Source organism: Funiculus sociatus GB2-C1, assembly GCF_039962115.1.
Classification (GTDB): Bacteria; Cyanobacteriota; Cyanobacteriia; order Cyanobacteriales; family FACHB-T130; genus Funiculus; species Funiculus sociatus.
The window spans coordinates 1-23,330 of sequence record NZ_JAMPKJ010000008.1; the positions used below are offsets into that span (position 1 = coordinate 1).

Consider the following 23,330-nt stretch of genomic DNA (forward strand, 5'->3'; position numbering starts at 1 on the left):
TTGACGAGGTTATTGTGTTACTCTGGCTTTCAAACTATTATTTTTTCTAGGTTCTCTTCGCTCAGTTGAGTCTCGCTTTCGCTCGTCTCTCCCGACCGCTTTATTACTATAGCTACTCTCTCCCCAATGTGTCAACTTTTTGGGAAAAATTTTTTTGTGGTTCAGAAGTCGCTCCTAGAGAGGTATTTGGGCTAAATTATTTTTGGAAGACTGTAGAAGTTAAGGAAAAAAGGGTTGTGAGCGCGATCGCTACTTTGCCTACATCAATAGTTTTAGACCCGCTGATACGCGGCTGGCTATTAGAGGATATCGGTCGGGGCGATCGCACGACCCAAGGCTTGTTAAGCGGCGAAGTGCGCGTCGGGCAAGCAGAATGGACTGCTAAGGAGTCGGGAGTTATTGCAGGATTACCTATTGCAGCACGGGTGTTCCAGCATTTGAGCGACGATGTAAGCTTTGTCCCTATTGTTGCGGAGGGGGAGCAATGCCATCGAGGGCAAGTGGTGGCCCGCCTTCACGGTCAACTAGAGGCGTTACTTATAGGAGAAAGAGTTGCCCTAAACTTGGGAATGCGTCTGAGTGGGATTGCTACCCTTACTCGTAAATACGTTGACCAAATTGCAGATTTGCCAGCGCGACTGGTGGATACTCGCAAAACGACTCCAGGGCTGAGAATACTTGAAAAGTACGCAACGCAGGTGGGAGGAGCGATTAACCACCGCATGGGGCTAGATGACGGTGTGATGATTAAGGATAATCACATCGCTGTGGCTGGGGGCATTGCAGAAGCGATCGCTCAAATTAGTTCCAGAATCCCCTATCCGCTCACCATCGAAGTTGAAACTGAAACTCTAGAACAAGTACAAGAAGCATTACAGCACGGTGCGGATATTATCATGCTGGACAATATGCCCCTGGATATGATGCAGCAAGCAGTGCAGATGATTCGCCAGAACAACAAGCGGATCAAAATTGAAGCCTCTGGCAACGTTACTTTAGAAACCATCCGGGCTGTCGCTGAAACTGGCGTAGATTACATTTCCAGCAGCGCCCCTATTACTCGCTCAACTTGGTTGGATTTGAGTATGAACATAGACGTTAGTACGATGGAGGAAACAAGCATACTGCCTGAGGTTTCGGCAAAACCCTAATGAACTCGACTCTTGAACAACTGAAAACTAAATTTGAGCAGGCTTTAATCGCCGCCTTTGGGACTGACTATGCTGGAATAGACCCAATGCTGGTAAGTGCTAGCAATCCCAAGTTTGGCGATTTTCAATCGAATGCTCCTTTATCTCTAACTAAAAAGTTAGGTCAGCCACCACGAGCGATCGCGGAAAAAATTGTTCAGAATCTAGATGTAAGCGATTTGTCTCAGCCTCCAGTCGTAGCTGGTCCTGGCTTTATCAATTTCACCCTGAAACCAGAATACTTGGAAGCGCAATTGCGTGAGATTCAGGGAGATCCTCGGCTGGGTGTCAGCAACGCAAAAAATCCTCAGCGAACAGTCGTGGATTTTTCCGCCCCCAATATTGCCAAAGAAATGCACGTTGGTCATTTGCGCTCCACTATTATTGGGGACTGTATCGCCCGGATTTTAGAATTTCGTGGTCACGACGTTCTGCGGTTGAACCATGTAGGCGACTGGGGAACTCAGTTCGGGATGCTCATAGCCTATTTGCGGGAAGTTTGCCCAGAAGCTTTAACTATTGCTAATGCAGTGGATTTGGGGGATTTGGTAGCTTTTTACCGGAAAGCAAAACAGCGGTTTGATGAAGATAAAGAGTTTCAGGAGACGGCGCGGCAAGAAGTAGTAAAGTTGCAGGGTGGTGCTGAAGACTCTCTACGGGCATGGAATTTGCTGTGTGAACAGTCACGGCGAGAGTTTGAAGTTATCTACAAGCTGCTGGATGTTCAGTTGATAGAACGGGGTGAATCTTTCTATAACCCGTTGTTACCTTCAGTAGTAGAAAACCTGAGTAAATTGGATTTGCTAGTTGAAGACAATGGGGCTAAATGTGTCTTCTTAGAAGGGTTTACTAATAAAGAGGGTGAGCCGCTACCGCTGATTGTGCAAAAGACTGATGGCGGCTACAATTACGCTACAACCGACTTGGCGGCTTTACGCTACCGGATTGAACAGGGTCAGGCTGAGCGGATTATCTACGTTACTGATGCTGGACAGGCGAATCACTTTGCTCAAGTGTTTCAGGTGGCTCGTCGGGCAGGATGGATTCCAGAAAATATTAAAATTGTCCACGTTCCCTTTGGTTTGGTGCTGGGGGAAGATAACAAGAAGCTAAAAACACGTTCTGGGGAAACAGTGCGATTACGGGATTTGCTGGATGAAGCGATCGCGCGTACTCGTGCCGATCTCGAAACTAGAGTCAAGGAAGAAGGACGCTCAGAAACGGAAGAATTCATTACCAACACTGCCAAAGTTGTTGGTATCAGTGCTGTCAAATATGCTGACTTGAGCCAAAACCGCACCAGTAATTATGTCTTTAGTTACGACAAAATGCTGGCTCTCCAAGGTAACACGGCTCCTTATATGCTTTACGCCTATGTCCGAATTCAGGGGATTAGCCGTAAAGGTGATATTGACTTCCAACAGTTGGGAGCAGATGCCAAAATTCTTTTGCAGGAAGAAGCAGAATTGACTTTAGCAAAACATTTATTACAGTTAAGCGAAGTCCTCAGTGATGTTGAGCAAGATTTGCTACCTAATCGTCTTTGTCAATACTTATTTGAACTAAGCCAGAAGTTCAATCAGTTTTACGATCAGTGTAACGTGCTAAAAGCGGAGGAACCTCTACGGACATCTCGGTTATTGCTGTGCGATTTAACTGCTAGAACTCTGAAGCTGGGATTATCGTTGCTGGGGATTCCAGTGTTAGAAAGAATGTAGGAGGAAGCGATCGCGCAAACTTGACATCAACAGCCGCAATTAACTCGGTTGTTGAACAATTTGCTGTTGATACTTCTGCTCAGTGATGATATCTCGTGTACTTTCCAGTCGATCTAAAAATACAATTCCATCAAGATGATCGTTTTCATGTTGAAAGATGCGGGCAACAAAATCTGTAAATTCTCGCCGCTGCAATTTGCCATTCCGGCTGGTGTACTCTACCTCTATCGCCCGATATCTGGGAACTAACCCACGAATCCCCGGAATGCTCAGACAGCCTTCCCAACCTTTCACAACCTCATCTGAATGACCAATAACTCTAGGATTGAGGATAGCAGTTGGCTCCATCTCCGGAGCATTAGGATACCTGGGATTGGGACGAGACGCGACAATGAACAAGCGATAAGATTGAGCTACCTGGGGTGCTGCAATCCCAACCCCATTAGCTTGAGCAACGGTTGAAATTAGATTGTCAATCAGCTTTTGAATCCGCTCATCACGAACATTTTCAATATTTTGAGCTTGTTGGCGGAGTATGGCATTGCCTAGCTGAGCGATTTGCAGGATTTCAGTCATGGCTTTTGTTGGTTGAAAATAGCGATCGCTACAACAAGAATGGATAATACTATTCTGCACAAAGCGGTAGAGGTGAGCCGTGGATATTTCTCTTGAACAGCTCTGGAGTCAGGTACTGGAGCGTCTACAGCTACAACTGAGCCGTCCTACCTTTGAAACTTGGATCAAAACCGCCAGCGCCCAGGAGCTGGAAAATAACTGCTTGGTGATTTGCACTCCTAATCCCTTTGCTCGGAATTGGTTGCAAAAATATTACATCAAAACCATTGCTGATGTCGTGCAAGATATTTTGGGTAAGCCTGTGGAAATTCATATCACAGTGAACCCAGGAAATCAAACTTCTAACACTGGGGATGCTGAGATTTCCTGGTCTTTGCCCATTGAAACCAGTATTCCAGAGATTTTACCTGGCAACCGCCCTAGACCGATACAATTAAATCCCAAGTATGTTTTTTCACGCTTTGTTGTTGGCTCCAATAATCGTATGGCTCACGCTGCTTCTTTAGCAGTAGCTGAATCTCCAGGGCGTGAATTTAATCCTCTGTTTTTGTGCGGCGGTGTTGGGTTAGGCAAAACTCACTTAATGCAGGCTATTGGTCATTACCGTTTAGAAATTTGTCCAGATTCTAAAATATTTTATGTATCTACAGAACAGTTTACTAATGACCTGATTGCAGCTATCCGTAAAGACAGTATGCAAAGCTTTCGAGAACATTACCGAGCTGCGGATGTAATATTAGTTGATGATATTCAATTTATTGAAGGTAAAGAATATACTCAGGAAGAATTTTTTCATACTTTTAACACTTTACATGAAGCTGGAAAGCAAGTAGTTATAGCTTCTGATCGTCCTCCTAATCAAATTCCACGGTTGCAAGAACGCCTTTGTTCTCGTTTTTCTATGGGCTTAATTGCAGATATTCAACGCCCAGATTTAGAAACTAGAATGGCGATTTTGCAGAAGAAAGCAGAGTATGAAAATATGCGTTTGCCCAGAGTAGTAATTGAATATATTGCTACAAATTATACTTCAAATATTCGAGAATTAGAAGGTGCTTTAATTCGGGCTGTGGCTTATATTTCAATTTCTGGGTTGCCAATGACAGTTGAAAATATTGCGCCAGTTTTGAATCCACCTGCTGAAAAAGTAGCAGTTTCTCCTGAAGCGGTAATGATAGCGATCGCAGAAACTTTTAATGTTTCTATTGAAGACTTAAAAGGCAATTCTCGTCGTCGAGAAATTAGCTGGGCGCGACAACTTGGGATGTATTTGATGCGCCACCACACGAATCTTAGTTTACCCAGAATTGGTGAGGAATTTGGGGGTAAAGATCACACGACTGTAATGTATAGCTGCGACAAAATTATTCAGTTGCAAAATACCGATCCCGATGTAGCGAAGACACTACGTCAACTAAGTGATCGCATCAATATGCTGTGCAGAAACCAGAATCAATCTTAACTATCTAGCTGACGTTACCCACCTTAGTTAACTGAATTTTTTTAGAAAAATTGTAAAGATTTATTAAGCTAAAATTTGCCTGTGGAAAAACTCCTATTTTCTGTGGAAAACTCTGTGGTAAAGCAGTGAAAAATCCGTGACTGTAGGGGAAAACTTTAAATAAGTATAAATACTGTGTGGAAAACCCCTGCTACTTTTCCACAAATTTTCCACAGGCTAGACATAGCTCAAACTAATACAGACAAAAGAATTAGCAAGGTTTTCCACATTTTCCACAGCCCCTACTACTACTCTTCTAAAATTAATTTAATTTAGGATTAGTATTCGCGATCGCTGTTTTTGCAGTTTCAACTGGATTGCTTAGGGCAGGAATGGTACGATCTGCATCTGTGCCAAGAGTAAGCGAGTTATTGTGTTTGACTCAACAACTCGAAAATCGAACTCCTATGAAACTGGTTTGCTCCCAAAACGATCTCAGTACCAATCTTTCTATCGTCGGTCGAGTAGTGCCATCACGCCCGACACACCCTGTCTTAGCAAACGTCAAGCTGGAAGCCAATCAAGAGACTCAGCGTGTATCTCTGACGGCATTTGATCTCAGCCTTGGCATCCAAACAAGCTTTCCGGCACAAGTGGAAGAGGCGGGGATACTCACCCTACCCGCAAAGCTGTTAAACGATATTGTTTCCCGTTTGCCCGACGGAACGATTACTCTCGAAGATGAAGGGGCCGGAGAAACGAACAGCGAAGGCATTATCGCCACCCTGACTTCTACCTCTGGAAGCTATAAAGTCCGGGGAATGGGAGCAGAAGAGTTTCCAGAACTGCCAGTAATTGAAAATGGCGAAACGGCTTATTTACCAGCCGCAGCTTTAATTGAGGGATTGCGGGGTTCGTTGTTTGCCACCAGTCCCGACGAAACTAAACAGGTATTGACAGGGGTTCACCTAACATTCCAGCAAGAAGCAATTGAATTTGCTGCCACAGATGGTCATCGTTTATCAGTTGTGCAGACGAGTAACCAGAGTGAAGTGGATGAGGATACAGCAGTATCATCGGCTGAGGCGAACAAGAGAGAGATAACCATTCCAGCCAGAGCATTGCGGGAACTGGAACGGATGTTAGGGATGCGCCAGTCGGCGGAAGCGGACTCCAGCGGTAAGGATAGCGCGATCGCTCTCCATCTTGACCAAGGACAGGTCGTTTTTGAGTTAGCAGATCAGCGAATAACCAGCCGAACTTTAGAGGGACAATTCCCCGCTTATCGTCAGCTAATTCCGCAAAAATTCGAGCGACAAATAACCATCGAGCGTCGTCAGTTGCTCAATTCTTTGGAGCGAATTGCGGTGCTAGCCGACCAAAAAAATAATATCGTCAAGTTCACCATAGACAGCAGCAACCAGAAAATTTCCCTATCTGTCGAAGCCCAGGATGTCGGTAGTGGGCGCGAGTCTCTACCTGCACAGATAGCGGGCAATAGTTTAGAAATTGCCTTTAATGTCACTTATCTGAGAGATGGACTCAAGGCGCTACAATCATCGGAAATTCAAATACACATGAATACAGGCAATAGTCCTGTGATTCTGACACCTCTTGGGGGTTTGAAAATGACTTATTTAGTGATGCCAGTCCAGCTTCGCGTCTAGCAGTAGGTGACTTTAATTAAACGTAAAAATTGCTTAAGCTATAGAAACCCGATTTTCTAAAAAACTGGGTTTCTATAGCTTAGATTTCTTTATCTCTACTTACGGGATAATAAATCCTCGTCGCGGCCGTCGCTGTGGAGAAAGACGACCAGATGCTGCGATCGCGCGTAAGCGATAAGCCCCAGCTTCTCCTCCCCCGGAGGAATTGGCAATCACCAAGTAAGTGCCATTTGCTGGCAGTGTCGCCATAATAGTAGCATTTCCATTACCGCCGCCATCATCGTCTTGAGCAAGCTCATTACCATTCGGGTCGAGGAGAATCAAGTATGGGTCTAGCTGCTGGCTGATCATGTCAATCCTAATCCGCGTTCCAGCTCTTCCCTGAAAAATGTAGAGATCAAAAAAGCTATTATCTACTGGTAAAACATTGTCACCTTTACTGAGTGCAGCGTTGACGAAAGTACCATTTAATGAGATTTGCTGAGGCGGTTTAACAGGGGAAGTTGGTCGTTGGCGAGTCGAGGTAGTGGAAGCGCGTCCTTGGCGAACTGCGGTCAGAAAAGGTTGCACTCGGTCTACAGGAATAGCAAAACCAATGCCAATGTTGCCAGCAGTCCGACCGCTAGTGAAAATAGCAGTATTCACGCCAATCAGCTGTCCCTGGCTATTCAGTAGTGGCCCTCCAGAATTACCAGGATTGATGGCTGCATCTGTTTGAATTAATCCTCGCTGTTTGTCGATGCGGCTGACAATCCCAACAGTAAAGGTTCCCTGAAATTGCCCAAAGGGATTACCAATAGCATAAGCTCGTTGTCCTACTTGGACTGAGCCGGGACGAGCTAAGGCGACTGTAGGTAGATTATTCTGTCCGCGAATTTTTAGAACGGCTAAATCTAGACCATTATTACCAAAAGCAACAATATCTGCTGGAAGTCTTCTACCATCTGCAAGAATTATGCTCAAGGTGCGACGACGAGCTTGTGCCACGACGTGGGCATTGGTTAAAACTAGGCCGTCTCGGCTAATGATGCTGCCACTGCCAGTGCCATCACCCGCGTCAATCGAAACTACAGCAGGACTGGCTTTTTTATAAACCTGAATATTAGTTCTTTCGTCAACGTCTTGGGCAAAGGCGCTATTTGGGGCAATAAAGTCAAAGGGAGCGATCGCTCCCATCGCATTAGCACCAATGGCAACTGCGGCAGCGACGATTCCCGAAGTTGCATTACGCAGGAGTTTGGTACTCATTCGTTAGTTTTTTTAAGCTTTTTTGATTGTTCTAACATATTTGATAGCGATCGCGTGTATCGCTAGCGGCTTCCGGTTTATTTCAATCATCTTCTATTGTTGTTGAAATCCGGATGCTGCCTGAGTACCCCGATCGACAATCGCAATATGCCATTGACCCAACTGACTACTTTCAAAAGCCACATAACGCCCATCTCCGGTAATGGTGGGATGGCGCACTGACCCTCGGATGTTGCTGGTGAGCAATCGCGATCTTTGGATTTGGCGATCGTAAACAAAGATATCAGTTTTACCCCGTTCGCTAGAAACATAGGCGATAAATCTACCATCAGCACTAAGAGCAGGTTGATCCTGTCTGGAGTCGCGGCGATTTAAATTTGGGATAGAAACGAGACGGCGTTCCTGCAAGTCGTAGAGAAAGATGTCTCGATTGTTATTGCGGTCAGAGGCAAAAGCAAGATAACGCCCGTCGCTGCTGTAGGCAGGATGTTCATCTGGCGTTTGGCTGTTGATGCCACCCGTGAGTATTTGCGGCTGGTTGAATAGCTGGGTGTCAAGGCAACCAGTCAGGCTTAAGCCTAACAGAATTGTTAACCAAAGTAGCGAACGACTAAAGCCAAAGGCGAACAGACAAAGCCCGCCTGGGCGGGCTATAAATATATTCACATTTTCTAAACCTGCTAGTCGCGATTTCGTTGGTCTAGCGGGCGAGTTTATTCGTCGGAGGTATTTGCCTAAGTCCTGCATCATTATGGAGATGGTGGAATCAGGGGTTCCCCAGAACGGCCGTAAACTGCAATATCCCACTGACCATTTTCACTGGATTCAAAGGCGATAGTACCGCCATCGGCGCTAATTGTAGGGTTTCGCACTTCTGCTTGTAAGTTTTCTGTAAGATTGCGTAACTGCCGAGTCTCGCGATCGTAGAGGTAGATTCCCGAACGACCTTGACGACTGGCGGCAAAAACAATGTAACGACCGTCAGCAGATATAGAGGGGTGGGAAGCGATCGCATCCAAGGCATTTAAACCCGGTAAATCAATCAAACGCCGATCCACCGTATCAAAAAGATAAACGTCTTGAGTGCTACGCCGATCAGAAATAAACACAATGTACCGACTGGCAAGTTGGGGTGTTAACTCTGAAGCAGGACTATTTAAACTTCGCCCTGCTGAATCGAAAGGAAAGCTCATCAAACGACCTGAGCCACTACAGCTGCTCAGCAAACCTGGTAAGGTGATAACTGCTGATAGAAAAATGCAACATTTCATTGACATTTTGCACATAGCGACTTCTAGTCGCAGCTACACAGAGGAAACCTACCTACAAAGGTTTCACAAGTCTTAATTTAAGCCCGCGCACCATCCGGACTTAGTTTTTATAGCCACGATTTTAATCGCTGGGTGACTGTGTCAAGGCGAGGTAGATGGGCTGCCATCGGGGATATCTAATTCAATATTAGATCCCCGGTCTAGCACCTCAACGTCCCACTGACCGCGACTGCTACTTTCAAAGGCAATGTAACGACCATCTGGACTAATACTAGGATTTCTTACCCAGCTGCGATAGCCAATGGATAAGATTTGTGACGATCTAGTGCTGCGGTCATAGAGTTCTAATTCTGGGCGACCTTGATCGCTGGCGATGTAGGCTATATAACGACCGTTATGACTGAGGCTGGGATTTTCTGCGATCGCATCCCTTTTATTCAAGTTCGGCAAATCTATAAATTGGCGAATTTGCAAGTCGTACATCCAAATTTGCCGCCCACCATCGCGGTTAGACACAAACGCCAGAAACCGACCATTGCCGCTTAATGTCGGTTGTTCATCTGTATAACGACTGTTCAGGGTAGCTGGCGTTAGCGTGCGATTGACTGGGGTACAGGCTACGGCTAACAAAGGCATACTTAACCAAATACTCCGCCTTACCCAGGGATGGATTTTCAGGCGGCACATCAATCTTTTCACTTCAATGCCTAGTTGCTGGCAAATGTAGTTATACGGGAATATTCTCAGGACTTTGGGCGATCTACTAGCGATCGCCCTTACTAAGTCATTTTCAGGCAAAATTTCCTGAGTTGTCGCCTTCATCATCCGGAAAGTCTATGGGTTTGTATTCCACATAGTCAGCTGGTGTCGCTTCTACATCGCCAGAAGGCGGTCGTGATGATTCTCTCGGCGGACGAGTTCTTTTTGGCTTAGTTGAATCAGTATCGCGACGTGGCGATCGCGTTGAGCTAGGACGACTGGTACGGATTGGTTTATCTTCTTCCCAGGTATCTGTTGATTGCCAATCATCAGTTTCTTCTGTCGGACGACTTTCCGGACGGCTGGTACGGATTGGTTTATCTTCTTCCCAGGTATCTGTTGCTTGCCAATCATCAATCCTTTCTGTCGGACGACCTTCTGGACGGCTAGGACGACTTGGCTTGTCCTCCCAAGTATCTGTAACTTCCCAACCACCAGGCTGTTCGGTTGGGCGACTTTCTGGACGGGGGCGACGCGATGTTTTGCGCGTTCTGGATGATATTCCAGTTCCGGTTTCACTAGATCGCTCTGTTGAACTCGGTCTTTGCGTTCCCCGACTGCTGGGACGACGACGCGGTTCATCCTCATAGGTTTCGCGGCTGCTGCGGGAATCTTGCGTTCCTCTGATGCGGCGAGTTACAGGTCGCTCTTCCATCGGTTCGATTTCATCGAACTCGGCTCTATACACGCGGCTAACTGGTCGATCGTCTTCTACGATCGGCGTATCCCGCTTTGCTTGCTCCGTAGCTATTCCGCGCATCCGAACGCTTTCAAATCCGAAAAAGATAGCTGAGCCAGTCAATAGAAACTGACCGAATTGCAAAATCGGATCTAGCCGCCATCCCTGAAACAGGAGAATAAAGCCACACAACAGACCGACGGCTGCAAAAAAAATATCGTGGTCTCGCGCTAGCTCTGGGCGCACGGAGCGCAGGAAGTACAGGGCTGCTCCTGCCACTGCCAGAAAAATACCCAGAATACTGGCTGAATTAAGCCCGAAGTTTACCATTGGTGTTTTCCCAAGACAAATCTATGTTAGCTAGTTCACCGAAAAAATTGCTACGCGGGTTGGGAATTCTAATTTTTAGTATCCTGGGTCAGCAGGAGAGCGATCGCGCAGAGATTAACTTGTCTCCAAGGGCAGCAGTAGCTTCCCTCTAACATATAACATCTCAGTTTTTTTATATGTAGAGAGGCTTTCCAAAAAGCCTCTCTACAATAATAATTTTCGCTAAACTGAGGTTTCAGGTTGCTCCCAAAAGCTAGGAACGTTGAATTTTATCCTTTTGGCTAATAAAGATCAGGGCTACTGTTGCCGGAATAACCACAATTACAGCACCCCAGAGCAGACTGTACAAAAAATTCGCTAATGAAGGTGTCATTATTCTTCGCTCTCTTTTACAACGATTTCTTTTGATCAATTTTAACGATATGTTATGACCTTGAGAACCCTTTTGGTCACTTGATTTTCTTGAAGGTCTTTTACAGCCCTTTGGGAATCTAACGCAGCACCAGAGGACAGTGCTGCGTTAGAATAATGAGAGACTTAGTTACAAAAGTTTAAATTATCTGTCTTGTCGTACCAATTGCACGACAGGTAGCTAACAAAATAGAAATTTTTACCGTTGGAAATTTCCAAAGATTAAGAGCCAATGAACGCTGTCACGCTTGCTAGCTGGATACTTGGCCCGCTTGTGGGCTTAATGACCTTTTTGTTTATCTTCCGGATTGTTCTTACCTGGTATCCCCAGGTAGACCTGAATCGCCTTCCCTTCAATTTGATTGCTTGGCCTACGGAACCTTTTTTAGTGCCGTTGCGTAAAGTTGTACCGCCGATTGGGGGAGTGGATATTACCCCGATTATTTGGGTGGGTATTTTTAGCTTGATCCGAGAAATATTCTTGGGGCAACAGGGGCTACTTACAATGCTGCATTAGGTCTAGAGTAGAGTGGGCTTTTTGCCCACCCTACTAATGTTATTTATTGCCTCTGCATTAACTGCTCGACAAAATTGGTATAAACCTCGCCCTCTAAAAACTCTGGGGTTTCCATAATTTTTTGATGGAAGGCGATAGTTGTTGGCAGACCTGTGATGGCGCACTCCCGCAAAGCCCGCTTCATGCGCTTAATGGCTGTCGGGCGATCGCTTCCCCAAACAATTAACTTACCAATCAGCGAGTCGTAATAGGCCGGAATTTCATAATCAGTATAGACGTGGGAATCCATCCGTACGCCAGGGCCACCCGGAGGTAAGTAACCACTGATCCGTCCTGGATGAGGGCGGAAGTTGTGATCCGGGTCTTCCGCGTTAATCCGGCATTCGATAGAATGACCCCGGAGAACTACCTGGTCTTGGGTAAGCTGCAATTTCTCACCCTGAGCAATGCGAATTTGTTCTGCAATCAAGTCTAATCCCGTAATCATTTCTGTAACTGGATGTTCGACTTGAATCCGGGTATTCATTTCCATGAAGTAAAATTCCCCAGAAGGCGCGAGAAGAAACTCTACTGTACCAGCTCCGGTGTAGTTAATAGATTTAGCAGCCATAACAGCAGCATTACCCATTTTTTCGCGCATTTGTTGGTCTAGAACTGGGCTGGGAGCTTCTTCTAATAACTTCTGATGGCGGCGTTGGATGGAGCAGTCGCGTTCCCCCAGGTGAATGACGTTACCGTGGCTATCGGCTAAAATTTGAAATTCAATGTGGCGAGGACGCTCAATAAATTTTTCCATATAGACACCTGCATTGCCAAACGCAGCTTCGGCTTCTCCCTGTGCAGCTAGGAAGAGTTTGACAAGTTCGCTTTGTTCGCGTACCAGGCGCATTCCTCGTCCGCCACCTCCAGCGGTGGCTTTGATCATAACGGGATATCCAATTTTATCGGCGATCCCTAGTGCTTCTTTTTCCGAAAGCAACAGTCCTTCACTTCCCGGTACAGTCGGAACCCCAGCCCGAATCATGGTTTCTTTGGCGGTGGATTTATCGCCCATTGCCCGAATTGCTTCCGGCGTAGGGCCGATGAAAGAAATCTGGTGGGCGGCACAAATTTCCGCAAATCTGGCGTTTTCTGCCAAAAAACCGTAGCCTGGGTGAATCGCGATCGCATTGCGCGTTAAAGCCGCCGCAATGATATTCGGAATATTCAGATAACTTTTGCTACTGGCAGGTTCGCCAATGCAAACGGCTTCGTCCGCCAACTGGACATGGAGGGCGTGGCGGTCAATCGTTGAGTGAACCGCAACAGTAGCAATCCCCATCTCTTCACAGGTACGGAGAATACGGAGAGCAATTTCCCCTCGGTTGGCAATCAAAATTTTGGAAAAACGCATCTTCTAACTTTTTATAGAAATGGGGAGAGCTATCATAACCTACGATCCTAATTATTTCAGGATGTCGCCTTTAATCTCAGTAGAATATAGCGATCGCTTCTTTAACTTTGCATTCTTGGGCGTAAAACTCTCCTTTGCTGTAAGAAGAATGAAATTAGCATAGAAGATGCTACTATAGATAAATCTCCGAGCGGATGTGGCGGAATTGGTATACGCGCACGTTTGAGGGGCGTGTGGCTTTGCCTTGCGAGTTCGAGTCTCGCCATCCGCATTATTGGTTACTGTTGAGTGTTGAGTTTTGATTAAACTCAGCACTCATAATTTTTTATGGGGATGCGCTCCTGAGCAGAATTCTGTATCATTTCATATAGATAATGAAGTTTTGTAAATAAAATTGACTTCTACTGTTAGACCTACAAATAGTGTTGCGCTGCCGACAGCTTGGTACTCTCTAAACCCGATTTGGCAGGGCGAGGAAGAAGTAGTGCAACAAGGATTGCCCCACACTCAGCTAGCACCAGCATGGCAAATGCTTTTGCTGGGCGATGGATCTCCTACCCGGCACCTACAACTTCTGACTGGCGAACCAACAGAAGTTGACGTAATTGATATGTCCCTAGTTGGCATGGATGCCGATGGCGCACCAGACCAAATCCAAGCGGTGCCGGGGCCAAGGTTGCGACGGCAAGTGTGGCTGCGTACCGCTTCTGGGCAACGATTGGCTTATGCTACCTCCTGGTGGGAAGCCAGCCATGTAGATGAATATTTACAAAATCGGTCTTTGCCAATTTGGGCAAGTCTGGCGCGGTTGCGAACCGAGTTGTATCGGGATGTCCAGGGGATTTATTGCGGTCACTCACCTGCGTTAGAGTCCGCTTTTGAACAAGCTGGCCCGTTTTGGGGTCGCCATTACCTTTTTTGGCACCACGGAAAGCCCTTAACCCTAATTTACGAAGTTTTTTCCCCTTATTTGACGAAATACTTGGGATTGTCGCAGCCCATTTAATTAATAGTCATTAGTCATCAGTAAAAAACTAATGACTAATGACTAATGACTAACAGGTGGCAGATTTTTCCAGCATCAACTTAGAACGCTTTACTTGCTCCGGAACGGCTATCGGATAGTCGCCAGTAAAGCAAGCAGAACAGAAACTATTAGTATCTTCGCCTGTCGTCTTCAGCATTCCATCCCAGCTGAGATAAGCCAGTGAGTCTACACCAATTTGTTCGGCAATTTCTGCTACTGACTTTGTTGCAGCAATCAACTGATCCTGGTTATCGGTGTCAATGCCGTAGAAACAGGGGTGAGTCACTGGCGGGGAAGAAATTCGCATATGAACTTCAGTCGCGCCAGCATCTCGGAGGGCTTTAACAAGTTTGCGGCTGGTGGTTCCCCGCACGATGGAGTCATCAACAATTATGATTCGTTTACCAGTTAGGACATCTTTAAGAGGGTTAAGCTTCATCTTGATGCCAGACTCGCGCATTGTCTGAGTCGGCTGGATGAAGGTACGCCCGACGTAACGATTCTTAATCAAACCCTCGGCGTAGGGGATGCCTGATGCTTGGGAAAAGCCAATAGCAGCTGGAATGCCGGAATCTGGTACACCAATGATTACATCGACATCAGCGGGGGATTCTTTTGCCAGTTGACGACCTAGGCGCAGACGGTAGCTATACAGAGTTTCGTCGTGCATAATGCTATCTGGGCGGGCAAAGTAAATCATTTCAAAGATGCACAGCTTCCGCTTGGGTTGTTCCGCCCAGAAAAATGAAGCCAAGCCTTCTTCGGTGATCCAAACTAATTCGCCCGGTTCAACATCCCGCACGTATTCCGCACCAATAATATCTAACCCACAAGTCTCAGAAGCAAGTACGTAACGTTGGGGGCTGGTACCCATGCTGCCAATTACTAGGGGGCGAATGCCATTAGGATCGCGTACCCCCATTAAGCCATCTGGTGTCCCGATTGCTAGGCTAAAAGCGCCTTTGCACTGGCGAAAGGCGCAGATTGCTCCTTCTAACCAGTCTTTGCCTGCATTAATTTCTGTGGCAATAGACAAAGCGATCGCTTCTGAATCTGTTGTGGTAATTAAGTCCCAGTTACACCGCAACAACTCTTCGCGCAGTTGAGTTGTGTTGACTAAATTCCCATTATGTGCCAGAGCTAGTTTTCCTAAACGAGTTTCCACAACAGCGGGCTGAGCGTTCACGACGCGACTAGAGCCAGTGGTGGAATAACGAGTATGACCAACCGCCAAATCTCCAGGCAATTGATTCAAGATTGTTTCATTAAATACCTGGGACACCAATCCCATTTCTTTGTGTAAATGCACCTGGTTGCCTTCAAAAGTGGCAATTCCTGCCGATTCCTGTCCTCGGTGTTGTAAGGCGTATAGACCAAAGTAGGTCAATTTGGCAACATCTTGTCCGGGTGCGTATACGCCAAAAACACCACAGGCTTCCTCTGGCTTATCCGGGCGCTGTCCATCTGAGTCCGACTGGGCGAGATAAGCATTACTATCGAGGGAATGGTTGGGAATCATTTGAGAAGTTGGCTCCTAATTGCAGCACAGAAAGACTAACCAGGCTTAATAATCCTTAATAATCGCATAACCTTAACCTAATGTCGCTCACCTATAACTATAGTTATCAGGTGAGCGGTGCATCGAAGTAAGCAAAGGGCAAGAGTTAAATTGCCAGACGGCGTTGAATAGCATTATGAGTGCGATCGCTCATATCATTCATGCTAACTTCTATTAAGGTTTGGCTTGAGGTCGTAAAAACCCATAAAGAGGAGTCTGGATTTCCCACCCGACCAAGTTGTTGCCAGTTATCTTCCAGATGCTCCTGTAAATAGGATTCCCAAATTGCTTGGTGTTGTTGCGATACAGAGATTAAAATTCTTGCTCCCCCTTCGCCAAAAAGAATTTCATCCCAACGTAAGGAAGATTGGGAAGTAAGATTAATCTCGGCTCCTAGATTGCTGGTGATGCAAGATTCCGAGAGAGCGATCGCCACCCCTCCCTCAGCACAATCATGCGCCGAACGAACCCAACCGTGACGAATTCCCTCGCGACAAGCAGCTTGCACCCTACGTTCCAACTCAAAATCTACCACTGGCGGTTTTCCAGCAACAGTACCGTGAACTGTCGCCAAATACTCCGAACCGCCCAGCATTATACCCTCTGATGAATCCAAACGCCGTCCGATAATATAAATTAAATCTCCCGACTCTTGCCAACCTTGCCCACATATGGTGGTAATATCGGGAATCAACCCCACCATCCCCACAACTGGAGTCGGGTAAATAGGTTGAGGTTTGCCCTCACTATCCAAAGTTTCATTGTAAAGAGACACGTTGCCGCCAGTGACAGGCGTTTGCAACTCCCGACAAGCTTCTGCTATTCCCCGACAAGCTTCCGCTAATTGCCAGTAACCTATCGGCTTTTCTGGACTAGGGAAATTCAGATTATCTGTCACTGCCAGGGGTTCTGCTCCCACACAACTCAGATTACGCGCAGCTTCCGCCACCACTGCCTTAGCGCCTTCGTAGGGGTCGAGATACACATAGCGGGCATTACAATCTACCGTTGCAGCAACACCTATATTGCCCCCTTTGTTAGCTTCCACCGAGCGGACTCGTACTACTGCTGCATCAGCACCCCCAGGCACAATCACAGTATTATTCTGCACCTGATGGTCATACTGGCGATAAACCCAACGCTTAGAGGCAATGCTAGGTGTATCCAACAACTGAAGCAAGATATCATTCCAAGTTTTGAAGTTGCCTTGGATTTCAATGCCATCTGGCGTGCAAGTGGGCAAAGATTCGCTTGTCCACTTCCAAGCCTTTTGTGCATACTCTGGTGCTTCTGTCAATAATTCGCGATGATAAATTGGCGTATTATCAGCCAACGCCGTTGCTGGGATTTCAGCCGCCACGTCGCCTCGGAAGAGAATCCGCACAATCGGTTTCTCAATTACCGTTCCGGCGACTACAGCTTGCAACCCCCAACGGTGGAAAATATCAATTAACTCTTGTTCCCGCCCCTTGTGAGATACAAACAGCATCCGTTCTTGGGATTCTGACAGCAGATACTCATAAGGCACCATCTCAGTTTCCCGCACTGGAATCTTATCTAAATCCAGTTCAATCCCAACGCCACCTTTAGCTGCCATTTCTGAGGTAGAACAAGTAATCCCAGCCGCACCCATATCCTGTGCTGCTACCACTGCGCCAGTTTTGAACGCCTCCAAACAAGCTTCAATCAGGGATTTTTCTAAAAAAGGATCGCCTACCTGCACTGCTGGACGGTCATCCATCGATTCATCACTGAGTTCGGCACTTGCAAAACTTGCGCCACCCATACCATCGCGTCCAGTGGTAGAACCGACATAAAGCACTGGATTACCTATTCCAGCAGCACCAGACATCACAATTTCCGGGGTTTCCATCAACCCCAGAGCCATAACATTGACTAAAGGATTCTCGCTGTAAGCTGGGTCAAAGTAAACTTCGCCGCCAACTGTGGGGACTCCGACACAATTACCATAATGTGAGATTCCCGATACCACGCCGCTGAAGAGTCGTCGTGTTTTGGCATCTTCTAGAGAACCGAAGCGGAGGGAGTTTAACAAAGCAATGGGACGCGCACCCATTGTAAAGATATCCCGGAGGATACCACCTACTCCTGTTGCTGCTCCTTGAAATGGTTCAATAGCTGAGGGGTGATTGTGGGATTCTATTTTAAACGCCAGTTGCAGCCCGTCGCCCAAGTCTACAACACCAGCATTTTCTCCTGGCCCGACGAGAATGCGATCGCCTTCTGTGGGAAATTGCTTTAATAGCGGTCGTGAGTTCTTATAGCAGCAATGTTCCGACCACATTACACCGAACATTCCCAACTCAGCTTTATTAGGATGACGGCCTAGCCGTTGGACAATTTCTGTGTATTCTTCCGGCTTTATACCTTCAGCGGCGATTTCTTCAGGGGAAAAGGGAGCAGAGGAGATTGTAGACATAGAACCCATGAAAGGCGTAACACGCTTAATTGTATCGATATTTTCCCATTACTTTTGCTCTAGGTTCGCTACTCTATACGCGAATGGCGCTGAACTAAAGTTTTAGCTAAGAGCTAAAGTCAGTTTCAACTGGCTTAAATGCTGGTATATCAAGGGTGCCTCTTACTTGGTAGAAGCTTGGGGGCAGAAATACACTATTGAAGGTGCGAGACAGTTTTTTGATTCCTTGTAAGGAAAATTGGTAGTTTTGAACTTATGTTGGTAGCTCCCCGATAAGTTCAAATAAGAGACTAGGTAAGGTTTTAAATAGTTGATAGAAAATTGTATCTGTTCTCACAATATTCGATTCTTATGAGAACCAATATGAATATTATTTTTTTACTAATTAAGACAATCTAATGATTATTAACTATTATGTAGAAGCAGCAATTATTAGAAAAAAATAAGGTAGACATTGCCTACCTTATTTTTAATTAAAAGTTGTTAACTCAAGCGTTAATCTTCGGCAAAAATGTAGCGGTATAACTCGCTGGGGTCGGGTTCTGGGCTGCTTTCGGCAAATTTAACCGCATCGTCGATAACGGCTTGGATTTTCCGATCAATTTCTTTGAGTTCTTCTTGAGTTGCCAGGTTTTGCTCTGTGAGATGCGCCGCCAACTTTTTGATTGGGTCGCGGGCGAACCAAAATTCCTTCTCATTTTTAGAACGAAGTTCATCAGGGTCGGCAAGAGAGTGACCGCGAAAACGGTAGGTAAGGGCTTCAATTAGAGTTGGGCCTTCACCAGCACGGGCGCGGGCAACAGCTTCTTTGGCAACAGCCCGCACAGCCAAGACATCCATGCCATCAACCTCGACCCCCGCCATGCCAAAGGCATGAGCTTTCTTGTAAATTTCTGGTACAGAGGTCGCTCGTTCGTGCGCCATGCCAATTGCCCACTTGTTGTTCTCCACAACATACAAAATCGGCAATTTCCACAGCGCTGCCATATTCAAACATTCAAAAAACTGGCCGTTATTTGCAGCACCATCGCCGAAAAAGCAAGCAGTTACTTGATCTGAACCCGCATAGCCCAAGGCTTCGCGACGGTATTTGCTGGCAAAAGCCGCACCAGTAGCCACAGGAATTCCTTCGGCAACAAAGGCATAACCTCCCAGTAGCTTATGCTCAGATGAGAACATATGCATTGAGCCGCCGCGCCCTTTGCTACAACCAGTAGCTTTACCGAATAACTCAGCCATCACCTCTTTTGCTGGAACCCCAGCACTCAAGGCATGAACGTGGTCGCGATAGGTGCTGGAAACATAATCCTCACCGGGACGCATCGCCTGGATAACACCAGTTGACACAGCCTCTTGACCGTTATATAGATGGACAAACCCGAACATTTTGCCCCGGTAGTACATCTCGGCGCACTTGTCCTCAAACGACCGCCCCAAGACCATATCCTCGTAAAGGAGCAATCCTTCCTCTTTGGTGATTTGAGTTTGAGCGGTATCAAAGACGGGTAAAATGCGTTCCTGAACCATTGATTTTAGGGATAAACTTAACTTGATTGGTTGAAGGGCGGTTTTTATGTACCAAGATACGCTTCTACTATAGAAGCTAAGGGGTATAATTATCGCACTATTCTATAGTTTATGTTTGATTATAGATATTAATTTAGTCGCTTGGGGCTGAGGAAGTAGACTGTGAGAATTCCGCTCGATTACTACCGGATTCTGGGCCTGCCAATTCAGGCTACAGCTGAACAGTTGCAGCAAGCTTATCGCGATCGCGCTCTGCAACTTCCTCGGCGCGAATATTCCGAGATTACGATCGCCGCCAGGAAACAACTGTTAGACGAAGCTTACACTGTTCTGTGCGATCCAGAACAGCGTGCCGCCTACGATGCCACCTTTCTTGGCAATGTGGAGCCTCGTACCGAAATAAACGAAGCACCAGCAAAAGCTGATGTTGACCCCTATACCCCCAGCGTCGAAATTCAAAGCGAGCAGTTTGTGGGGGCGCTGCTGATTTTGCAAGAGCTGGGAGAATACGAACTGGTGCTGAAGTTGGGACGACCCTTTCTCAGCCGCGCCAGCATCAGTTTAGAAAAAGGTCGTTTGGGCGACCCGGAACTGGTGCAGCCAGATATTGTTTTGACTCTGGCGCTGGCTTGTCTGGAACTAGGTAGAGAGCAATGGCAGCAAGGTCAATATGAAAATGCTGCTACCTCTCTGGAAACTGGTCAAGAATTACTGTTGCGAGAGGGGTTATTTGCCAGCGTGAGAGGTGAAATTCAAGCGGATCTCTATAAGTTGCGTCCCTATCGCATCTTGGAATTACTCTCGGCTAGTGAGGAAAAGGTTGCCGAACGCCGCAAAGGATTGCAGCATCTGCAAGAAATGCTGCAAGAACGCGGCGGAATTGATGGCACAGGCGAAGATCAATCTGGGCTAAGTATTGATGACTTTCTCCGCTTCATCCAGCAGCTGCGTAGTTACTTAACTGCATCTGAACAGCAGAACCTATTTGAAGCAGAAGCTCGTCGTCCTTCGGCAGTTGCCACTTATTTAGCAGTTTATGCCCTATTAGGGCGGGGTTTTGCCGAACGACAGCCCGCCCTGATTAGACAAGCCAAGCAGATGCTGATGCGTTTGGGCAAGCGTCAGGATGTACATCTGGAACAGGCAGTGTGTGCGCTGCTACTAGGTCAAACAGAAGAAGCCAGTCGCGCTCTGGAACTCAGCCAAGAGTATGAACCTCTGGCCTTTATTCGAGAACATTCTCAGGGTGCGCCAGATTTATTACCAGGATTGTGTCTCTACGGAGAGCGCTGGTTGCAAACAGAAGTGTTTCCCCACTTCCGAGACTTGGCTTCAGTGCGGGCTTCTTTGAAGGATTATTTTGCAGATGACCAAGTTCAGGCTTACTTAGAAGAGTTGCCAGTAGAAGAAGATGTGACCAACGAGTGGGCGGTAATGCCGACTCAGCAAGTATCTTACGCGGCTGCTCCACCTGGACGGAGTGTGAGCGACCCGCCAGGATTCCGGAAACCTGTGGGGGCAGAAAGTTCCAATAACGGAGCTTCGAGGGAAGAGACAAGAGAAAATGCCGAAGATTCTTATATATCACCTCCCTTGGAACCTACTGCTGCCTCTCGACTGGCAAGTATGACTGCTACAATCGATCGTCCGCAGGCAAATGGTGGTTCTCCTCTACCGACGGCAGAGCGAATTGTTATACCGTCGCCGGAAACCGACAGGAAAGATATAGGCTTGGGTGGCGATTCTTCAGTGCGGCGCAATAATGGCAAAGCAGAAGCCAGAAACGCCACTTTCGCCAGTCGCTTACGTAGAAACGATTCTGGCTCAAAAGCATCGCCAAGTGGGGGAGATTTATCGACTCGTCGCGCCAGCAGAACATCGAAGTTGCGATCGCCAAAATCGGGACGGTTGATTTTACTCTTAATTGCCGGAATCCTAGGCGCGGGAGTTTTATTAATGCTCTTAGTCGCTACTTTCAATTGGCTACAAAAAACCCTCGGCAGTTTCTCGGAACCCGAATTAGTGGGAGAGCAACCTTGGGTACAACTGGCTGCTCCTCCTATACCTATTCCGCAACCTGGTAGTCAATTAATGGCTCCAAGTGGCCCTCTAAACGAGGAAACTGCTCGACAAGTAATTCAGATTTGGCTATCAAGTAAAGCAGATGCTTTTGGTTCAGAGCATAACGTTGATAAGTTACAGCAAATCTTAGTTAATCCAGCTTTGTCTCGCTGGCAGAGAAACGCCCAAACCGTTAAAAACAGCAACTCCTATCGGAAGTACCAGCACAAGGTCGAAGTAACATCTGTTCAGACAAGGGATACTAACCCAGATCAAGCTAGCGTAGATGCACAGGTGAATGAAGCCGTAGATAGTTATCGAGCCGGTGAGCAAAATAAAGTCAATTCTTCCGATGAAAGTCTGCGTGTCCGTTATGACTTGGTACGCAAAGATGGTCAGTGGCTGATTAAGGATATGACTGTGCTGAAATAGTCACTTGTCCGTTGAAGGATTGTTAACTGCTAAGGCGAAACTGGCTAATTGTTCAAACATTAGCTATTAACTCGTGATTAATAACTAATGACGGAAACCCTGTTTCACGCTTATACACCTTTAATCCTGTGGACAGGGCTGGGCCTAATCTTATTTAGATTTCTTCCCACCGCTTTGCCTAGGTTTCTGGGTCGTACTCTCTATTGGGTTGGGGTGCCGTTAGAAATTCTAGCGCTGGTTCGTCGCACCAATTTCTCTCAAAATGTTGGACTGGCACCAAGTATTACAGTGGGAGCTTTAATATTGGGTTTCACTTTGGCATGGCTGAGTTTGCGGGTTTGGAAAAAATTAGTTGCACCAGAAAGCGAACATAAAAAATATTTTTTACCTGATTTAGATCGGTCTACTCAGGGCAGTTTTATCCTAGCGGCAATGTTAGGAAATACAAGTTTTGTAGGGTTAGCGATCGCTCCCACTCTGGTTGGTACTCAAGCTGTTGGTCTGGCTGTCTTCTACAGCGTCACTCAAAACATCTTTGGGACTTACGGGCTAGGCTTATTCTTAGCCAGTTACTTTGGGCGACTATCTGTAGGTAATAGTTGGTGGATTCAAATTCGAGACGTTTTAACTGTTCCTTCCCTGTGGGCTTTCATAACAGGATGTGTCACTCACTCAATTAAACTGCCTTCCTCCATTGAATCAGGACTACAAAGTTCTGTAGGGTTTGTCATTTCTGGAGCCTTTGTACTGATGGGTATGCGACTGGCTCAGATTCAGGGATGGAAGAGTTTTCAGACGGCTGTGCTACCTGCCATTTTAAAAGTAGTCGTTCTGCCAACACTGATCGGAATTGTGACAACACTTTGCGGCTTGTCGGGCGAACCCCGCTTAGCAATGGTGCTGATGTCGGGTATGCCTACAGCATTTGCTGGTCTGATCCTGGCAGAGGAGTACAACCTTAACCGAGATTTAATCGCCAGCAGTATTGTCGTGAGTACAGGATTGATGCTGCTGATGATTCCTGTATGGGTAGTTTTGTTTGGACAGTAAATCCAGCTACCCGTTACGCCAAAGCCAATATCTCA

The 23,330-nt window shown here is 46.6% G+C and carries 21 protein-coding genes and 1 tRNA gene; 10 read left to right on the plus strand and 12 right to left on the minus strand.

Annotated elements, in window-relative coordinates; translation table 11 throughout:
* Nucleotides 1–236 precede the first annotated feature (236 nt).
* Together nadC and argS are read left to right on the plus strand one after the other, a co-directional pair.
* Nucleotides 237–1,151, plus strand: a complete 915-nt coding sequence (nadC, locus tag NDI42_RS05735; RefSeq protein WP_190460410.1) for a carboxylating nicotinate-nucleotide diphosphorylase — start codon at nt 237–239, stop codon at nt 1,149–1,151.
* The gene (gene argS, locus NDI42_RS05740; RefSeq protein WP_190460192.1) at nt 1,151–2,908 is read left to right on the plus strand and encodes an arginine--tRNA ligase; all 1,758 of its coding nucleotides are present in this window, start codon (nt 1,151–1,153) and stop codon (nt 2,906–2,908) included. The genes nadC and argS overlap by 1 nt, the downstream gene beginning before the upstream one ends.
* Before the next feature lie 39 nt (nt 2,909–2,947).
* Here the strand turns inward: argS and def are convergent, their stop codons facing one another.
* On the minus strand, nt 2,948–3,484 hold the full coding sequence (gene def, locus NDI42_RS05745) for a peptide deformylase (protein ID WP_190460194.1): 537 nt from the start codon (nt 3,482–3,484) through the stop codon (nt 2,948–2,950).
* Nucleotides 3,485–3,563: 79 nt separating this feature from the next.
* On the opposite strand from def, the gene dnaA reads away from it, so the two are divergent.
* Complete coding sequence (gene dnaA / locus NDI42_RS05750) at nt 3,564–4,946, plus strand: chromosomal replication initiator protein DnaA (RefSeq protein WP_190460196.1); 1,383 nt, start codon at nt 3,564–3,566, stop codon at nt 4,944–4,946.
* Nucleotides 4,947–5,392: 446 nt separating this feature from the next.
* Nucleotides 5,393–6,592 carry a DNA polymerase III subunit beta gene (dnaN, locus tag NDI42_RS05755; RefSeq protein ID WP_190460412.1) on the plus strand — a complete coding sequence of 400 codons (1,200 nt, stop codon included), beginning with the start codon at nt 5,393–5,395 and terminating at the stop codon, nt 6,590–6,592.
* 99 nt (nt 6,593–6,691) lie between these two features.
* On the opposite strand, the gene NDI42_RS05760 is transcribed toward dnaN, so the two are convergent.
* The 5 genes from NDI42_RS05760 to NDI42_RS05780 all read right to left on the minus strand — a co-directional run bounded on the left by NDI42_RS05760 (nt 6,692) and on the right by NDI42_RS05780 (nt 10,879).
* Nucleotides 6,692–7,840, minus strand: coding sequence for a trypsin-like peptidase domain-containing protein (locus NDI42_RS05760; protein ID WP_190460198.1), 1,149 nt, complete (start codon nt 7,838–7,840; stop codon nt 6,692–6,694).
* Nucleotides 7,841–7,933: 93 nt separating this feature from the next.
* Complete coding sequence (locus tag NDI42_RS05765) at nt 7,934–8,428, minus strand: TolB family protein (protein ID WP_347269394.1); 495 nt, start codon at nt 8,426–8,428, stop codon at nt 7,934–7,936.
* Between the two features lie 161 nt (nt 8,429–8,589).
* Nucleotides 8,590–9,111: a TolB family protein gene (locus NDI42_RS05770; RefSeq protein WP_190460200.1), complete on the minus strand. Its 522-nt coding sequence runs from the start codon at nt 9,109–9,111 to the stop codon at nt 8,590–8,592.
* Nucleotides 9,112–9,252: 141 nt separating this feature from the next.
* Nucleotides 9,253–9,798: a TolB family protein gene (locus tag NDI42_RS05775; RefSeq protein ID WP_190460415.1), complete on the minus strand. Its 546-nt coding sequence runs from the start codon at nt 9,796–9,798 to the stop codon at nt 9,253–9,255.
* 103 nt (nt 9,799–9,901) lie between these two features.
* A complete protein-coding gene (locus NDI42_RS05780) occupies nt 9,902–10,879 on the minus strand; it encodes a Ycf66 family protein (protein WP_190460203.1) in 978 nt (325 codons plus the stop codon).
* A gap of 23 nt (nt 10,880–10,902) precedes the next feature.
* Here NDI42_RS05780 and NDI42_RS05785 point away from each other — a divergent pair, with 23 nt between their 5' ends.
* On the plus strand, nt 10,903–11,031 hold the full coding sequence (locus NDI42_RS05785) for a hypothetical protein (RefSeq protein ID WP_348231377.1): 129 nt from the start codon (nt 10,903–10,905) through the stop codon (nt 11,029–11,031).
* A gap of 101 nt (nt 11,032–11,132) precedes the next feature.
* Here the strand turns inward: NDI42_RS05785 and psbX are convergent, their stop codons facing one another.
* Nucleotides 11,133–11,252 carry a photosystem II reaction center X protein gene (gene psbX, locus NDI42_RS05790; RefSeq protein WP_190410189.1) on the minus strand — a complete coding sequence of 40 codons (120 nt, stop codon included), beginning with the start codon at nt 11,250–11,252 and terminating at the stop codon, nt 11,133–11,135.
* 270 nt (nt 11,253–11,522) lie between these two features.
* On the opposite strand from psbX, the gene NDI42_RS05795 reads away from it, so the two are divergent.
* Entirely contained in the window at nt 11,523–11,807 is a 285-nt protein-coding gene (locus NDI42_RS05795; protein WP_190460205.1) for a YggT family protein, read from the plus strand.
* Nucleotides 11,808–11,850: 43 nt separating this feature from the next.
* Here NDI42_RS05795 and accC read toward each other — a convergent pair whose 3' ends face one another.
* The gene (gene accC, locus NDI42_RS05800) at nt 11,851–13,200 is read right to left on the minus strand and encodes an acetyl-CoA carboxylase biotin carboxylase subunit (RefSeq protein ID WP_190460207.1); all 1,350 of its coding nucleotides are present in this window, start codon (nt 13,198–13,200) and stop codon (nt 11,851–11,853) included.
* A gap of 190 nt (nt 13,201–13,390) precedes the next feature.
* On the opposite strand from accC, the gene NDI42_RS05805 reads away from it, so the two are divergent.
* Nucleotides 13,391–13,471, plus strand: a tRNA-Leu gene (locus tag NDI42_RS05805).
* Nucleotides 13,472–13,594: 123 nt separating this feature from the next.
* Nucleotides 13,595–14,206, plus strand: a complete 612-nt coding sequence (locus NDI42_RS05810) for a chorismate lyase (RefSeq protein ID WP_190460209.1) — start codon at nt 13,595–13,597, stop codon at nt 14,204–14,206.
* 49 nt (nt 14,207–14,255) lie between these two features.
* Here the strand turns inward: NDI42_RS05810 and purF are convergent, their stop codons facing one another.
* The 4 genes from purF to pdhA all read right to left on the minus strand — a co-directional run bounded on the left by purF (nt 14,256) and on the right by pdhA (nt 19,752).
* On the minus strand, nt 14,256–15,746 hold the full coding sequence (gene purF, locus NDI42_RS05815) for an amidophosphoribosyltransferase (protein WP_190460211.1): 1,491 nt from the start codon (nt 15,744–15,746) through the stop codon (nt 14,256–14,258).
* A gap of 145 nt (nt 15,747–15,891) precedes the next feature.
* Nucleotides 15,892–18,225, minus strand: a complete 2,334-nt coding sequence (gene purL / locus NDI42_RS05820; protein WP_190460212.1) for a phosphoribosylformylglycinamidine synthase subunit PurL — start codon at nt 18,223–18,225, stop codon at nt 15,892–15,894.
* 253 nt (nt 18,226–18,478) lie between these two features.
* Nucleotides 18,479–18,562, minus strand: coding sequence for a DUF2887 domain-containing protein (locus NDI42_RS05825; RefSeq protein ID WP_348231382.1), 84 nt, complete (start codon nt 18,560–18,562; stop codon nt 18,479–18,481).
* Nucleotides 18,563–18,720: 158 nt separating this feature from the next.
* Complete coding sequence (pdhA, locus tag NDI42_RS05830) at nt 18,721–19,752, minus strand: pyruvate dehydrogenase (acetyl-transferring) E1 component subunit alpha (RefSeq protein ID WP_190460214.1); 1,032 nt, start codon at nt 19,750–19,752, stop codon at nt 18,721–18,723.
* A gap of 162 nt (nt 19,753–19,914) precedes the next feature.
* Between pdhA and NDI42_RS05835 the strand changes: the two genes are divergently transcribed.
* Nucleotides 19,915–22,245: an IMS domain-containing protein gene (locus NDI42_RS05835; protein WP_190460216.1), complete on the plus strand. Its 2,331-nt coding sequence runs from the start codon at nt 19,915–19,917 to the stop codon at nt 22,243–22,245.
* Nucleotides 22,246–22,332: 87 nt separating this feature from the next.
* Nucleotides 22,333–23,295, plus strand: coding sequence for an AEC family transporter (locus NDI42_RS05840; protein ID WP_190460218.1), 963 nt, complete (start codon nt 22,333–22,335; stop codon nt 23,293–23,295).
* The last annotated feature ends 35 nt before the right edge of the window (nt 23,296–23,330 follow it).

Bases quoted from the DNA above. Each gene is read 5' to 3' on its own strand.
- argS (WP_190460192.1), top strand. From the start codon at position 1,151: ATGAACTCGACTCTTGAACAACTGAAAACTAAATTTGAGCAGGCTTTA.
- def (WP_190460194.1), bottom strand. From the start codon at position 3,484: ATGACTGAAATCCTGCAAATCGCTCAGCTAGGCAATGCCATACTCCGC.
- dnaN (WP_190460412.1), top strand. From the start codon at position 5,393: ATGAAACTGGTTTGCTCCCAAAACGATCTCAGTACCAATCTTTCTATC.
- NDI42_RS05760 (WP_190460198.1), bottom strand. From the start codon at position 7,840: ATGAGTACCAAACTCCTGCGTAATGCAACTTCGGGAATCGTCGCTGCC.
- NDI42_RS05770 (WP_190460200.1), bottom strand. From the start codon at position 9,111: ATGAAATGTTGCATTTTTCTATCAGCAGTTATCACCTTACCAGGTTTG.
- NDI42_RS05775 (WP_190460415.1), bottom strand. From the start codon at position 9,798: ATGTGCCGCCTGAAAATCCATCCCTGGGTAAGGCGGAGTATTTGGTTA.
- NDI42_RS05780 (WP_190460203.1), bottom strand. From the start codon at position 10,879: ATGGTAAACTTCGGGCTTAATTCAGCCAGTATTCTGGGTATTTTTCTG.
- NDI42_RS05785 (WP_348231377.1), top strand. From the start codon at position 10,903: ATGTTAGCTAGTTCACCGAAAAAATTGCTACGCGGGTTGGGAATTCTA.
- psbX (WP_190410189.1), bottom strand. From the start codon at position 11,252: ATGACACCTTCATTAGCGAATTTTTTGTACAGTCTGCTCTGGGGTGCT.
- NDI42_RS05795 (WP_190460205.1), top strand. From the start codon at position 11,523: ATGAACGCTGTCACGCTTGCTAGCTGGATACTTGGCCCGCTTGTGGGC.
- accC (WP_190460207.1), bottom strand. From the start codon at position 13,200: ATGCGTTTTTCCAAAATTTTGATTGCCAACCGAGGGGAAATTGCTCTC.
- purF (WP_190460211.1), bottom strand. From the start codon at position 15,746: ATGATTCCCAACCATTCCCTCGATAGTAATGCTTATCTCGCCCAGTCG.
- purL (WP_190460212.1), bottom strand. From the start codon at position 18,225: ATGTCTACAATCTCCTCTGCTCCCTTTTCCCCTGAAGAAATCGCCGCT.
- pdhA (WP_190460214.1), bottom strand. From the start codon at position 19,752: ATGGTTCAGGAACGCATTTTACCCGTCTTTGATACCGCTCAAACTCAA.
- NDI42_RS05840 (WP_190460218.1), top strand. From the start codon at position 22,333: ATGACGGAAACCCTGTTTCACGCTTATACACCTTTAATCCTGTGGACA.